Source organism: Burkholderia sp. Bp9142 (assembly GCF_003853415.1).
In the GTDB taxonomy this organism is placed as follows: Bacteria; Pseudomonadota; Gammaproteobacteria; order Burkholderiales; family Burkholderiaceae; genus Burkholderia.
Window position 1 is genome coordinate 207,810 of the sequence record NZ_QTPP01000003.1, and the last position, 12,452, is coordinate 220,261.

General features: G+C 67.5%; 16 protein-coding genes. 3 read left to right on the forward strand and 13 right to left on the reverse strand.

Features of this window, described 5'->3' with window-relative positions:
- Positions 1-50: 50 nt before the first annotated feature.
- The 7 genes from DIE22_RS38070 to DIE22_RS05245 form a co-directional block, all read right to left on the reverse strand.
- Entirely contained in the window at positions 51-227 is a 177-nt protein-coding gene (locus tag DIE22_RS38070) for a hypothetical protein (protein ID WP_185640550.1), read from the reverse strand.
- A 32-nt stretch (positions 228-259) separates the two neighbouring features.
- Complete coding sequence (locus DIE22_RS05220; protein ID WP_124495294.1) at positions 260-706, reverse strand: copper chaperone PCu(A)C; 447 nt, start codon at positions 704-706, stop codon at positions 260-262.
- 52 nt (positions 707-758) lie between these two features.
- Complete coding sequence (copC, locus tag DIE22_RS05225; protein WP_124604661.1) at positions 759-1,124, reverse strand: copper homeostasis periplasmic binding protein CopC; 366 nt, start codon at positions 1,122-1,124, stop codon at positions 759-761.
- A 200-nt stretch (positions 1,125-1,324) separates the two neighbouring features.
- On the reverse strand, positions 1,325-1,702 hold the full coding sequence (locus DIE22_RS05230; protein WP_124604662.1) for a DUF2946 domain-containing protein: 378 nt from the start codon (positions 1,700-1,702) through the stop codon (positions 1,325-1,327).
- 103 nt (positions 1,703-1,805) lie between these two features.
- The gene (locus DIE22_RS05235; protein WP_124604663.1) at positions 1,806-2,300 is read right to left on the reverse strand and encodes an SRPBCC family protein; all 495 of its coding nucleotides are present in this window, start codon (positions 2,298-2,300) and stop codon (positions 1,806-1,808) included.
- A gap of 56 nt (positions 2,301-2,356) precedes the next feature.
- Positions 2,357-2,659 carry a 2Fe-2S iron-sulfur cluster-binding protein gene (locus DIE22_RS05240; RefSeq protein ID WP_124495302.1) on the reverse strand — a complete coding sequence of 101 codons (303 nt, stop codon included), beginning with the start codon at positions 2,657-2,659 and terminating at the stop codon, positions 2,357-2,359.
- Positions 2,660-2,771: 112 nt separating this feature from the next.
- Positions 2,772-4,664, reverse strand: coding sequence for a sigma-54-dependent Fis family transcriptional regulator (locus DIE22_RS05245; protein WP_124495304.1), 1,893 nt, complete (start codon positions 4,662-4,664; stop codon positions 2,772-2,774).
- A gap of 390 nt (positions 4,665-5,054) precedes the next feature.
- Between DIE22_RS05245 and DIE22_RS38655 the strand changes: the two genes are divergently transcribed.
- Entirely contained in the window at positions 5,055-5,330 is a 276-nt protein-coding gene (locus DIE22_RS38655; protein ID WP_311767427.1) for a DUF2964 family protein, read from the forward strand.
- On the opposite strand, the gene DIE22_RS05260 is transcribed toward DIE22_RS38655, so the two are convergent.
- The gene (locus DIE22_RS05260; protein WP_124495310.1) at positions 5,324-5,542 is read right to left on the reverse strand and encodes a hypothetical protein; all 219 of its coding nucleotides are present in this window, start codon (positions 5,540-5,542) and stop codon (positions 5,324-5,326) included. The genes DIE22_RS38655 and DIE22_RS05260 overlap by 7 nt on opposite strands.
- A gap of 27 nt (positions 5,543-5,569) precedes the next feature.
- On the opposite strand from DIE22_RS05260, the gene DIE22_RS05265 reads away from it, so the two are divergent.
- Positions 5,570-5,857, forward strand: a complete 288-nt coding sequence (locus DIE22_RS05265; RefSeq protein ID WP_014898618.1) for a DUF1488 domain-containing protein — start codon at positions 5,570-5,572, stop codon at positions 5,855-5,857.
- A 299-nt stretch (positions 5,858-6,156) separates the two neighbouring features.
- On the opposite strand, the gene DIE22_RS05270 is transcribed toward DIE22_RS05265, so the two are convergent.
- Positions 6,157-7,458 (reverse strand): NCS2 family permease, encoded by a 1,302-nt coding sequence (locus DIE22_RS05270; RefSeq protein WP_124495312.1) that lies wholly within the window; start codon positions 7,456-7,458, stop codon positions 6,157-6,159.
- A 762-nt stretch (positions 7,459-8,220) separates the two neighbouring features.
- On the opposite strand from DIE22_RS05270, the gene DIE22_RS05285 reads away from it, so the two are divergent.
- Positions 8,221-8,499 (forward strand): hypothetical protein, encoded by a 279-nt coding sequence (locus tag DIE22_RS05285; protein ID WP_124495316.1) that lies wholly within the window; start codon positions 8,221-8,223, stop codon positions 8,497-8,499.
- A gap of 172 nt (positions 8,500-8,671) precedes the next feature.
- Here the strand turns inward: DIE22_RS05285 and DIE22_RS05290 are convergent, their stop codons facing one another.
- From DIE22_RS05290 to DIE22_RS05305, 4 genes are all read right to left on the reverse strand, one after another.
- A complete protein-coding gene (locus DIE22_RS05290; protein ID WP_124495318.1) occupies positions 8,672-9,046 on the reverse strand; it encodes a DUF2917 domain-containing protein in 375 nt (124 codons plus the stop codon).
- Positions 9,047-9,297: 251 nt separating this feature from the next.
- Complete coding sequence (locus DIE22_RS05295) at positions 9,298-9,585, reverse strand: hypothetical protein (protein ID WP_124495320.1); 288 nt, start codon at positions 9,583-9,585, stop codon at positions 9,298-9,300.
- A 101-nt stretch (positions 9,586-9,686) separates the two neighbouring features.
- Positions 9,687-10,592 (reverse strand): metal-dependent hydrolase, encoded by a 906-nt coding sequence (locus DIE22_RS05300; RefSeq protein WP_124604664.1) that lies wholly within the window; start codon positions 10,590-10,592, stop codon positions 9,687-9,689.
- Positions 10,593-10,626: 34 nt separating this feature from the next.
- Positions 10,627-12,414, reverse strand: coding sequence for an SDR family oxidoreductase (locus DIE22_RS05305; RefSeq protein ID WP_124604665.1), 1,788 nt, complete (start codon positions 12,412-12,414; stop codon positions 10,627-10,629).
- Positions 12,415-12,452: the final 38 nt, after the last annotated feature.

The window sequence follows — 12,452 nt, forward strand, 5'->3', positions numbered from 1 at the left end:
TCCGTGCATGATGCCACGACCATGCGAATCACCCCGACCGACGCACGACATCAACGCGTGTCGCGCACGCAGTATGTGGCGATCGACAACGGCGCATCGATTGCCGACGGCCGCGTGATCCAGGCGACCCACGCCGCCCATAACCCGCAGACGATCAGCACGGCGACATTCAGCGGTGTCCGGTAGCGGACGATCCGGTCAGCCAGCGGCAGGCGTTCCTTGCTCATGTTCGTCTCCATCGGTCGTTGCGTATGCGGCATTACTGGCCGGTATAGGAAGGCGCCTTCGCGTCGCAGCTCACGGACACCGTCGAGCCGTCGGCGAAATGCAGCCGGAACGGCACCTTCGCGCCGGGCGCGACCGGCTTGCGCGGCTCCTCCAGCATCACGTGATAGTGCTTCGGCCTGAATGTCACGGTGCCGTGCGCAGGCACGTCGACCGCGTCGACGTGCACCATCTTCGCGGTGCTGCCGGCCGTCTGCGTTTCGTGGATCATCGCCATCCCGTACGCGGGCGTATCGATGCCCGTGAGGGTGACGGGCTTGTCGCCGTCGTTCTTCAGCGTGAAGTAGCCGGACGACGGCACCGTCGCCGGCATCGTGCGGATCCAGCACGCATCGGCCTGTACGGTCGATGCGGCGAACGTGGCGGGCGCTTGCAGTGCCAGCAGGGCAAACAGCAGGCTGGTCGGAATCGAGCGTTTCATCGGTTGTGTTCCTGATCGGGTATCGAAGATGGCCGCGCGAGCGTCGTCTGCATTACTTCAGCGTGAACGAGTAGTGACCGTGCGTGCGATGCCCGTCGCTCGCCACTGCAACCCATGCGACCGTATACGTGCCGGGCGTCAGGTTCGCCAGCGCGACCTGCATCCGCTTCCGGTTGCCGGCGTCGACAGCGGATTTCCCGTCGGCGACCGACTGGCCGTGGCTGTCCGTGACCGCAATCGAACTGAATGCGGGTTCGAGCGTTTCGCTGAAGTCGATCGTGACTGCGTGCGGCGCGCTCGACAGCGTGGCGTCGGCGGCCGGCTCGAGGGTTTTCGGATGTGCGTGTGCGTGAGCGGCCTGCGCGACGACGAAGCAGAGTGCGACGAGTGCGCCGCGGACAAAGGAGGTGGTTTTCATGGCTGGGTGATTCCGTTGGAGATGGCAGGGAAACGATGCGTTCCGCGTGTCGCCGCACGTTCGCGCACGAGCGCATGCACGGCACGACGCCGCAAGCGATACGGTGAAACGTGATCGTCCTTCGAAACGTGACACGTCATGCACGCGCAGCGCGTGCGGACGGCGCGATGCGCGACGGCATCACGCGCGGTGACGACGAATCAGGACGCGAACGGCGGGGCGCGCGGTTGCGCGGCCGTGAGCGGCAGCGTGCGGCGCAGGCTTTCGAAGCGGGTTGCTTCGCGATGCAGGAGGAGTTGAACGTTGGCCGCGAACGTGAGTTCGGGCGCGGGCAGGGCTGGCGTATGGGCAAGCAGGCTGCAATAGCCGCAAGCCTGCAGATGGGCCTGCAGGCTCGTCGACGACGCATCGCCCGCGTGATCGCCGCCAGCCGGCCCGGCCGTGCAGTAACCGGCGAGCAGCGCGTCGACGCGGCCTTGCGTGGTCAGCGCCTGCGAGATCGTCGGCGCGAGCGCCGTCATCAGGATGGCGAGCATCCCGATCAGACTGACGATCTTCCGGAGACGACGACTCAGCATGCGATGCGCGGCGGCGGGTGGACGGCGATGGTGCGGATTATGCCACGCGCCCGCAGCGCATCGCATGCGGGCACGCGGATACCGGGAATGACGCGCGGCGCGCTTACGCGTGCTTCGCCAGATATTTCGTGATCAGCATCATCTGCGCGGCCCAGCCCTGATCGTTCATCTCGCGCGCCTTCGCACGGCGCGCCTCGATCAGTTGGTCGAAACCCGTTTCGGTGACCGTCAGCAGCGTGCCGCCGTCGGTTTCCGCGAGCATGAAGGTGACGAGCGTCATCGGCTCGGACGCGTAATCGACGTTCGGATCGATCGCGAACGGGTGCCAGCGAAAGGAGAACAGTTGCTTCGGCTCGACGCGATCGACGACGATTTCGAACACGGCGCCCGCATACGGCTCCTGTGCCTTGGCGACGTCGTCGTCGACGCGCGTCGGCGTGATGCGGCCGAACAGCGGCCGGCCGGCCACGAACGGCCCGTCGAACGTCACGCCGAACCAGGTGCCGAACTCCCCGGCATTGCTGACGGCTTCCCACACGCGCGCCAGCGGCGCGGCGAGCACGGCTTGTTTCTCGATGGGATCGATTGGCTGGGTCATCACATTCTCCACGCAGGCATCATCGTTGCGGGACGGCGCGCGGCCGCGCGCCGCGATCAGTCGATCATCTCCGCGTCGGGCACGTCGAGCACGACATCGGAGGTCGCGACGGCCACGCACGGCAGCGTATAGCCGTCGGCCTTTTCGTCGCGGCTCAGTCCCGGCCATTCGATCGTATAGCGTACGCTTCCGCTGACGATCCTGCACAGGCAGCTGCGGCACGTGCCGTTGCGGCACGAGCGCGGCAGCCTGACGTGCGCGAACGCGGCGGCTTCGAGCAGCGTCAGCGAATCGGGGGCGTCGAACGTCGCGCCGAGCGGCTCGATGCGCACGAGAGGCGGGTGGTCGGGATCGGTCATGGGTCGAAGCGGGCGGCGAAACGGGCGGCGAAGTGGGCGGCGAAACGGGCGGCGAAGCGGCGGCAAGGCGAGCGCCAAGCATACCCGAAGCCGCATGCGGCCGGCCCGGACGTCAGTGTCGCCGCAGGTAGCGGTACACGGTATTGCGCGCGAGTCCGAGCTCACGCGCGGCGGCCGATACGTTGCCGCCGTGCCGCGCGAGCACCGCGTCGATCACCGCGGCCTGGTGGCTCTGCAGCGTCGTCGCTTCGCGCGTGTCGGCCGCTGCGGCGGCTTGCGCCGCGGGCGCGTGGTCGCAGTCGAGCCAGAAATCGTCGGGCAGGTGCGCGAGCGTGATTTCGGGTTCGTCCTCGGCGAGCATGCCGGCCGTACGCAGCACGTTGGTCATTTGCCGCAGGTTGCCGGGCCAGCGGTGCCGCATGAACGCGTCGAGCACGTCGGCCGCGAGGCGGCTCGGCATCGGTTCGCTGCGCGCGAGCCGCGCGAGGATCCGCTCGACCAGCGCGGGCAGGTCGGTGCGCGCGGAGAGCGCCGGCAGCGTGACCGCGAGTCCGTTGATCCGGTAGAACAGGTCTTCGCGGAACGTGCCTTCCGCGATCATCGCGCGCAGGTCGCGGTGGGTCGCGCAGACCACGCGCACGTCGACCGGCACCGCGCGTGCGCCGCCGAGCGGCATCACCGCGCGCTCCTGCAGCACGCGCATCAGCCTGACCTGCTGCGCGAGCGGCATGTCGCCGATTTCGTCGAGAAACAGCGTGCCGCCGTCGGCCTGCGCGATCTTGCCGGGGCTGCCGCGCTTGCGGGCGCCAGTGAAGGCGCCGTCCTCATAGCCGAACAGTTCGGCCTCGATCAGCGAATCCGGCAGTGCCGCGCAGTTGACCGCGACGAACGGGCCGTCCGCGCGTGGCGAAGCCTGGTGCAGCGCACGCGCGAGCCATTCCTTGCCGGTGCCCGTCTGGCCGAGGATCAGCAACGGCAGGTCGCGTCCGCGGATCTTCGCGACGCGTTCGAGCACGGCGGCCATTCGCGCATCGCCGGTGTCGAGTGTCGCGAACGTGATTGCGTCGGGGTCCGGCGCCCGCACGCGCACGGCGGGCGCGGGCGGCGTGACGGCGACGGTCGTCTTGTGTGCTTCCGCGAATTCGCAGCGCGCGAGCACGCGCACGCCGGTCGACAGCGTGAGGCGGAACGGTGCGCCGGGCGCGCGGGCCGCCTGCTGGGCGAGCTGGCCGAAGTGCATCCCGAACAGCGCATCGCAGCCTTGATGCTGCAATGCATCGAACGTTGCGCCGAGCTGGAATTGCGCGCTGCGGTTCGCGGCGATCAGCCCGCCGTCGGGGCCGAACGCGACGAGTCCGGCGAACAGCGAGTCGACGCAATCCTCGTGAGCGTGGAAGCGCAGCCGCAGCGCTTCCGCGCACTGGTTCGCGAACAGGTGGTTTTCGATCAGCTGCGCGGACATCCGCACGAGCGCGAGCGTATGGGGGCTGAAGCCGCGCGGATCGCCGCTCACGTCGAGCGTGCCGAGCGTGCGGCCGAACGGGTCGATGATCGGCGCGCACGAGCAGGTGAGGATATGGTTCGCGCGCAGGAAGTGTTCGGGCCCATGCACGGCGACTGCCTGGCCCGAGGCGAGCGCGGTGCCGATCGCGTTGGTGCCGCGTGCGCCTTCGGCCCACGACACGCCGGTGCACAGTGCGACGCGGTTGGCTTTCTCGATGAAGTCCGCGTCGCCGATGCTGTGCAGGATCACGCCGTCGGCGTCGGTGAGCAGCACGAGGCTTTGCGTGTCGGCGATCTGCGAGTGGAGGTTCTCCATCACGGGGCGCGCGTGCGCGAACAATGCGTGGTTCGTGTCGAGCAGTTCGCGCAGCGCGAGTCGCGACAGCGGCGAGAAATCGGGGCGCTCGTTTGCGCGCAGGCCGACCGCGGTTGAACGGGCATGCGCCTGCGCGAGCAGGTCGTTGCGGCCCGCGGTGGCGGGCAGCACGAAAGATTGAGGCATGTCTTGTCTCCTGTCGGCCTCAGTTAGCGCTTTAGCGCTTACTGAGGCCCCATGCTTCGCGGTCGGTCCAGTTAGCGCTTTAGCGCTTACTGAGGCCCCATGCTTCGCGGTCGGTCCAGTTAGCGCTTCAGCGCTTACTGGGGCCCCATGCTTCGCGGTCGGTCCAGTTAGCGCTTTAGCGCTTACTGAGGCCCCATGCTTCGCGGTCGGCCCCAGTTAGCGCTTCAGCGCCAACTGGAACGCCATGCTTCGCGGTCGCTCCACCTTGACGCCTTGCACCGCACCATCCGCCGCCCGGGCCGCCGCGATCGATATCGCCTCATCATACAAGCGCGGCGCGCGTTGCGCGACCGCGTACAAAAACCGCTTGCTTTTAAGCACCCGCCTGCAATGATGGAAATGGAACACGCACGCGCCGTGTTCCGCATCGCAACATGCATGCGACGTGACATGCATCCGTTCGGGAGACGCATCATGGTTCGGACGGAACTGAGAGTCGTGCTGGCGGCCATCGCCACCTTCATCATGCTGGGCGGCATCGCCGTGGCGATCCACGGTCTGCTGTTCGACCTGATCGACGCGGTGCAATACGGTGCGGCCGCGATCGCGGTGGGCGCCACGACCGCCGCGATCTCGCTGAACATCTGGCCCACCGATCCTCATTGATGCCCATTCGGCAAACGGTGCCGGATGTCGTGCTGGTCTGAGGAAATGCGCGTCGGAACGACGCACATCGCAAATTTTGCCTCCTGCGCGAAACCGTCTAAAGTGGAATGCAACCGGCATGCATTGTCCGCGCCATACCCCGTGGTCGTGCCTCTGCCGGCGAGCCCGCGTACATATTCGTCCGGCCGGTAGCGGACGACGAACGCGGTCATGTGTTTTCTACCGGACAGGCGGCTCCCATGCAGATCCATTTCACGAATGAGAAGCCCGAATATTCGGGGCGCGACCTGATGCTTGGATTCACGGCGCTGGTCAATGGCGAGCGCGTCCAATGTCAGATCACCGCCGAGGCGCTGGAGGACCATTTCGGTGCGGCATCGCCGCGCTTCGAGGACATGGTCGGTGCGTACGATCAGCACCGCGAGCGCATCGAGGCGGCCGCGCGGCGGCTGTTGTCCGAGACGCGCGCGCAGTGCGTGACGCTGCGCAGCGGCTACGTGCGCTTCTACGAGGCGAACTGGCGCTGAGCCGGACGACCGGGCGGCGACGGAGCGGGCGCCGCATACCGGCGCCCGTGTCGTATCGGTGTGCCTGACGCATCGGGCGGCGGGTACGCGCGTCACGTCCCGGACGTTCGTGCGTGTTCGTATCCGGCTGTCCCCGATCTCGCCGACCATCGCCCCAATCCCGCAAGACGATCGATCGCTTCGGATCACGTATCGTTTCCGTTGTGCACGATCGCCGCATGGCGTGTGCCGCACCCGGAATCAACAACGCCACCCGAAGGTGGCGTTGTTTCATCGCGCGTCGCACCGAGGCGCGCGCATCACTCGCTGCCGAGATAGAAGAAGCGGAACAGGAACACGGCCGCGATGATCCACACGATCGGCTTGACCGAGCGGGCCTGGCCCGTCAGCAGCTTCAGGCCGCCGTACGCGATGAAGCCGAACGCGACGCCGTTCGCGATCGAGTACGTGAACGGCATCAGCAGCGCGGTCAGCGCGGCCGGCACGGCTTCGGTCGCGTCGTCCCACGGCACGTCGACCATCTCGCGCAGCATCAGGCACGACACGTACAGCAGCGCCGGTGCCGTTGCGTAGCCTGGTACGACGCCGGCGAGCGGCGCGATGAACAGGCACGCGAGGAACAGCACCGCGACGGTGATCGCCGTCACGCCCGTGCGGCCGCCGGCCTGCACGCCCGACGCGCTTTCGATATACGCGGTGGTCGACGACGTGCCGAGCACCGAGCCCGCGACGATCGCGGTGCTGTCGGCGAGCAGCGCCTTGTTCAGGCGGTGCATCTTGCCTTCGACGAGCAGGCCCGCGCGGTTCGCGACGCCCATCAGCGTGCCGGTCGCATCGAACAGCTCGACGAGGAAGAACACGAGGATCACGTTGATGATGCCGGTCGACAGCGCGGCGCCGATGTCGAGCTTGAACAGCGTCGCATCGATCGACGGCGGCGCGGAGAACACGCCGTGGAACTGGTTGTCGCCGAAGAAGAACGACAGGATCGTGACGCCGATGATGCCGATCAGGATCGCACCGCGCACGCGCAGGTGGTCGAGCGTGACGATCGTGAAGAAACCGATGATCGCGAGGATCGTGTCGTGCTTGTGCAGGTCGCCGAGCGTGACGAGCGTGGCCGGGCTGCCGACGATCACGCCCGACGTCTTCAGCGAGATGATGCCGAGGAACAGGCCGATGCCGGCGGTGATCGAGATGCGCAGCGATTTCGGAATGCCGTTGACGATCGCTTCGCGCACGCGGAACAGCGTGACGAGCAGGAACAGGCAGCCGGAGATGAACACCGCGCCGAGCGCGGCCTGCCACGTGAAACCCATCCCCTTGACGACCGTGTAAGCGAAATATGCGTTCAGGCCCATGCCGGGCGCGCAGGCGATCGGGTAGTTCGCGTACAGCCCCATGATGATCGACGCCAGCGCCGCGACGAGGCAGGTCGCGACGAACACGGATTCCTTCGGCATGCCGGCGTCGCCGAGGATCGCGGGGTTGACGAAGATGATGTAGGCCATCGTCAGGAACGTGGTGACACCCGCGAGTATTTCGGTGCGGAAGTCGGTGCCGGCTTCAGCGAAGCCGAAATACCGCTTGATGGATTCCATATAGGCGTTTCTCCGGTCGGGTTGTCGTGTTGCTTGTTGTTTGTGCCGAATTGTTGTAAAGGCAGCACGCGGCCGGGCTACTGTAACCAGCCACTATTGCCACGCTATCGGCGGATTGTAATAGCGCGGATAGCTCGGACGATATAGTTGCGGGGCACGATCGGCCGCGTTCGCGCGAACGGTCGGACAGGCCGGCCGCGCGAGGAAGGCGCGCATTTTACCGGTTCGCGCGAAGCGGGCGGGCGGAAACGATGGAAACGATTCGATGGCGGGCGGGCCGTGCCGGCCGATGCGGGCGCAACGGCGTGCCGGACGCGCAGCGCGCGGCCGCAACACGATGACATGCGACTGCAATGGCCTGCCCGCAAGCTGGACGAATGCAGGGCGGTCGCGGCGCGTGCGCGAACGCGCGCATGACCGGCGCGGGTGCGCGACGGCGTGCAGCGGCCATTCGTCAGTCCAGGCGGTTGCAGATATCGGGCTATCCTGCGCCGAAGCCGTCCCGTCCGCAACTGTCATTTCGCGATGCGGGCCCGACTGTGGTTTCTGTGTAAAAGATTGCAAGACGTCATCGCGTTAACCGGCAACTCTTTCTAGGATGGATACACCGCGCACACACGCCGGCCGGTAGTTGCCGACGCGGGGGAGTCGCAGTCCGTGCAGGCCAGGCGGTGAAGTGCGGTGACGGTCGTTGCGCGTTCGGGCAGGCGCGACCGGTTGCGATTGCCCGACGCGGGTTCGTCCGTAATCACGGAGGTCAGCATGTTGAACTGGATCAGCCGTTGGGCGATGCGGCACGCCCCCACGCCGGAAAAAACCGCTGCGTCGATGCTCGTGACGGCGCGCATGGAACTGTTCACAGCCGAACAGCGCGTCATCGATGCGAAATTACAAGCGGATTACTGGCGCACACGGGTGTCATTTCTCGAGGAGGTGCAGAAGCAGGGCATCGACCCGTGGGTGACCTCGCAGGCGACGCAACGCCCCGACCTTGATTCCACTCCCCGCAGCACGGGCCCGCGTCTCGCCGCCAGCACCTGATGCATGCGATGCATGTGACGGTTGCGCACGGCGCGCGATCGCACGCGGCACGCACGCGCGTGCCGCGTCATTCGATGCGCACCTGCGGCGCGTTGCGCCGCGGGTGCGTCCGTTTCCGGATGCGGTGATTCCGCGCGTTCCGGTGTCCCGTTGCGCGCGTGAGAGCGCATCGTCAATCCCGTCTTCGCCATCGTCCGGCGAGCAAACGTCGCATGCGCGCGAGCGTGCGTCTCAGTCGGTCGCCGCGCCGCACGTACGCCGTCGTGATCGACGCTTCGGCCGCCCGGTCGTCATCGGAGCCGAGCCAGATGCGATCGCCGCGCGCGATGCGCAGCACGTCGCCGGGTTGCACCCAGTAATCGTCGATGCTCGGCGGGCGCGTGATCCACAGCGGCGCGCCGTGCGCACGAATTTCCGCATCGCTCGGCGCGCGCCAGGTCAATGTCGTGCGCGGCGCAACCGCGAAACGGATCACGACGGTCGGTAACGCGATCGCGCCGGCGCGGCGCGAATCGGGACGGTCGAACAACGGGCTTGCCTGGTCCATCGTCTTCTCCATTCGTTGAGCCGGACGGATGACGCGCACCAGAACAAAAAGGCCTCATCCGTTTCCGGTGAGGCCTTGTGTGACATGCGGTACTGCTCGGATGCTAACGCACAAGCGCCTCCCGTGATCCATTCTTTCGAATGTTCACCGGGCAATGATTCGCGATGGCGATGAGCTTGAACGTAGGCATGCGAACGAGTTTGTCGATGTCGTACGGCGTTGTCAACGACTATTTTCGAGACAGACGGCGATTACGCGTCGCGCTGCGCGAGGCCGTTCACGAGCAGTTCGGACAGCAGGCCCGTCATCCCGTTCGGATGGGTGGCGGCGCGCGCCTTCAGCTGTTCGACGAGTTCGGCGTTGAGCTTGCACGCGAACGGCACGAGGCCCTGTTCCTGGTCGAGCTTGCGCTGCGCGCGGCGATCGAGCTTCTCCGCTTCCTCGGCGCCCTTGCCGAAGCGCGCGGAGCTCGACTGCTTCATCGCGTGCGTCAGCTTGAGCGCCTTGTTCTTTTCTAGATCGGTTTTCTTCATGGCCATCGCGGCACCTCCGGGAAATGAAGCCGCGATTGTACGCATTTCGGCGGGCGTCCCCGCCGAAACCGTCGCGAACCTGCTTGCGAACCCGCTTGCGAACCCCGTCACGCGCCCTTCGTCGTGCCCCAGTTGCCGCCGTGCGCGGCGGCTTGCGCGGCCGGCGAGCGCGCCAGATACGCAAGCGCCTGCTCGGTCGAGCCTTCATGGTGCGGCGTATAGCCCGGCTTGAAGTAGCGCAGCGCCGCGCCGATCACCTTCCAGAACGACGGCAGGTGGCCGCGCCGCGCACCCTTCCACCACGACAGAACGAAACCCGGATAGCGGCCGGCGGCCGGGTCGCGCCGGTACATGAACCGCGCGCCGCTCGTGATGAAGTAGAGCAGCAGCACGATCACGAACGCCATGTGCACGCAGCGCTCCGGGTAGCTGCCGCCCATGTGGTTGTAGATGTCGAAGGCGACGGTCCGGTGCTCGACTTCCTCCGCGCCATGCCAGCGCAGCAGGTCGACCATCGTCGGGTCGGCGCGGCTTGCGTCGAGCCCGTGCGCGTTGAGCACCCAGTTGCCGAGATAGCCGAAGAAATGTTCGAGCGATGCGATCACCGCGAGCTGCTGCCGCAGCCAGAAGCGCGTGTGGCCGATCTTCAGCCCGAACGGCGCTTCGCCGAGCACGCGCGTGAACAGCCAGTTCAGCTTCCGCGTGAACGGCTTCGTGTCGATCCCGTGCCGGTCGTAGTAATGCTTGAGCACGCCGCCGTGCGAGCGCGAATGCACGGCTTCCTGGCGCAGGAAGCCTTCGGCCTCGTCGCGCAGGCGCGCGTCGGTGATCTGCGGCAGCGCCTTGTTGTACACGCGGCAGAACCACAGCTCGCCTTCCGGGAACAGCAGGTTCAGCGTGTTGATGATGTGCGTGCTGCCCGGGTCGTCCGGCACCCAGGTGATCGGCGTGTCGCTGAAGTCGAACTTCACGTGCCGGGCCTTGATCTTGTGAGAGTCGGCGGTAGCGGTCATCGGTGTCTCCGTTCCTGTGTGGCGTCGTGCGCCGTCAATGCGATGCCATGCTGATGCGGGCGAGCATCCGGCCGAGCCACGGCATGAAGCGGCCGACGAAGCGCAGCGCGTGCGCCTCGGTGCCGACCGCCACGACCGGCCGGTTGCGCAGCACGCCGTCGACCATCGCCTGCGCGACGGTCTCGGGCTTCAGGCCGCGCATCTGGTACAGCTTCGTCGCGCGCTTGCGCAGCCGTGCCTCGTCCTGTGCGTTGGCGCCCGCGTATTGCGTCGACGCCATGATTCCGGTTTCCGCGAAACCCGGGCACACGGCCGTCACGCCGATGCCTTGCTCCGCGAGTTCCGCGCGCATGCATTCGCTGAGCATCAGCACGGCGGCCTTCGTCGTCGCGTACGCGGGCAGGTCGCGCGACGGCCCGAACGCGGCGGCCGACGCGGTGTTGACGATGTGGCCGCCGGTGCCGCGCGCGGCCATCTGTCGTGCGAACAGCCGCGAGCCGTGGATCACGCCCCACAGGTTCACGTGCAGGATGCGCTCCCAGTGCCGCTCGCTCGTGTCGAGCATGCCGCCGGCCATGCCGATGCCCGCGTTGTTGATCACGACGTCCGCGCCGCCGAGTTCGCTGCCGACCCACGCCACAAGTGCCTCCATCTCGTCCGCGGACCCGACGTCCACGCGTTTCGCGTGTGCCCGCGCGCCGGTCAGCCCGAGCAGCAGCGCGGTGCGCTCGGCGCTCGCGAGATCGATGTCGCACGCGACGACCGTCGCGCCTTCGCGGGCGAACGCGAGGGCCGCGCAGCGGCCGATGCCGCTGCCCGCGCCGGTGACGACCGCGACCTTGCCGCTGAAGCGGCCGCTGGTCGCGCGGCGGCGTGCGTTCGCGAGCGCGGGCGGTTCGTCGCCCGATTCGACCGCGTCGATCAGCTGCTCGGCGAGGCCCGCGAAGCGTGCGGGATCGGCGAGCGGCAGCCAGTGGCCGGCCGCGACTTCGCGACGGTAGTACTGCGGCACCCAGCGCGACAGGTTCTCGGACAATGCGGGGCTCACATACTTGTCGCCGAGCGGCACGATCGTCTGCACCGGTGCGTGCGCGTAGCGTTCGCGCGGTGCGAACAGGCAGCGGATGAAGTTCGCGCGATAGAGGCGCACGCCGCGCGCGCCGTCGTCGGCCTGCGTCGCACGCGGCGCGGCCGGTGTCTTCTCGACCCGGCGCAGCAGGCCCGGCCAGGCGCGGCCGAGCCACAGCCGCCAGCCGAGCTCGGGGATGAACGGCAGGTGGAACAGGTACACGTACCACGAGCGCACGAGCTGGCCGCCGAGCCTGGCCAGCGACGCGGGCGTCGGGTGCAGCACGCGTTCGCGCAGCCAGAAGCCGACGTGGTCGAGGCACGGCCCCGAGCACGACGTGTACGACGCGATGCGGCCGGCGAGCCGCGGATCCGTAACGAATTCCCAGCCCTGGATCGAGCCCCAGTCGTGCGCGACCAGATGCACCGCGCGGCCGGGGCAGAGCGTGTCGATCACCGCGATGAAGTCGTCGGTCAGCTTCGCGAGGTGGTAGTCGGCCGTGCGCTTCGGCACGCCGGACAGGCCCGCGCCGCGCACGTCGTAGGCGATCACGTGGTGCTTGCGCGCGAGCAGCGGCGCGACCTGCTGCCACACGCTGCTGTCGTCGGGGTAGCCGTGCACGAGCACGACCGGCGAGCGGGCCGGGTCGCCCCAGGTCCTGACCGCGAGCGTCAGGTCGCCGGAGGCGACGGCCGTCTCGTTGTGAACCGATTCGAACAGGGCCAGCGGCGCTTCGTCGGAAAGAGGCTGCATCGTGAGTCCGTCGTTCAGGGATTCGGGGATTCGGGAGG

What these genes read in the sequence shown, in the direction of transcription:
- DIE22_RS05260 (WP_124495310.1), bottom strand. Translation starts at nt 5,542, where the DNA reads ATGACCGCGTTCGTCGTCCGCTACCGGCCGGACGAATATGTACGCGGG.
- DIE22_RS05235 (WP_124604663.1), bottom strand. Translation starts at nt 2,300, where the DNA reads ATGACCCAGCCAATCGATCCCATCGAGAAACAAGCCGTGCTCGCCGCG.
- DIE22_RS05305 (WP_124604665.1), bottom strand. Translation starts at nt 12,414, where the DNA reads ATGCAGCCTCTTTCCGACGAAGCGCCGCTGGCCCTGTTCGAATCGGTT.
- DIE22_RS05295 (WP_124495320.1), bottom strand. Translation starts at nt 9,585, where the DNA reads ATGGCCATGAAGAAAACCGATCTAGAAAAGAACAAGGCGCTCAAGCTG.
- DIE22_RS05270 (WP_124495312.1), bottom strand. Translation starts at nt 7,458, where the DNA reads ATGGAATCCATCAAGCGGTATTTCGGCTTCGCTGAAGCCGGCACCGAC.
- DIE22_RS38070 (WP_185640550.1), bottom strand. Translation starts at nt 227, where the DNA reads ATGAGCAAGGAACGCCTGCCGCTGGCTGACCGGATCGTCCGCTACCGG.
- DIE22_RS05240 (WP_124495302.1), bottom strand. Translation starts at nt 2,659, where the DNA reads ATGACCGATCCCGACCACCCGCCTCTCGTGCGCATCGAGCCGCTCGGC.
- DIE22_RS05300 (WP_124604664.1), bottom strand. Translation starts at nt 10,592, where the DNA reads ATGACCGCTACCGCCGACTCTCACAAGATCAAGGCCCGGCACGTGAAG.
- DIE22_RS05230 (WP_124604662.1), bottom strand. Translation starts at nt 1,702, where the DNA reads ATGCTGAGTCGTCGTCTCCGGAAGATCGTCAGTCTGATCGGGATGCTC.
- DIE22_RS05245 (WP_124495304.1), bottom strand. Translation starts at nt 4,664, where the DNA reads ATGCCTCAATCTTTCGTGCTGCCCGCCACCGCGGGCCGCAACGACCTG.
- DIE22_RS38655 (WP_311767427.1), top strand. Translation starts at nt 5,055, where the DNA reads ATGATGGAAATGGAACACGCACGCGCCGTGTTCCGCATCGCAACATGC.
- DIE22_RS05285 (WP_124495316.1), top strand. Translation starts at nt 8,221, where the DNA reads ATGTTGAACTGGATCAGCCGTTGGGCGATGCGGCACGCCCCCACGCCG.
- DIE22_RS05290 (WP_124495318.1), bottom strand. Translation starts at nt 9,046, where the DNA reads ATGGACCAGGCAAGCCCGTTGTTCGACCGTCCCGATTCGCGCCGCGCC.
- DIE22_RS05220 (WP_124495294.1), bottom strand. Translation starts at nt 706, where the DNA reads ATGAAACGCTCGATTCCGACCAGCCTGCTGTTTGCCCTGCTGGCACTG.
- DIE22_RS05265 (WP_014898618.1), top strand. Translation starts at nt 5,570, where the DNA reads ATGCAGATCCATTTCACGAATGAGAAGCCCGAATATTCGGGGCGCGAC.
- copC (WP_124604661.1), bottom strand. Translation starts at nt 1,124, where the DNA reads ATGAAAACCACCTCCTTTGTCCGCGGCGCACTCGTCGCACTCTGCTTC.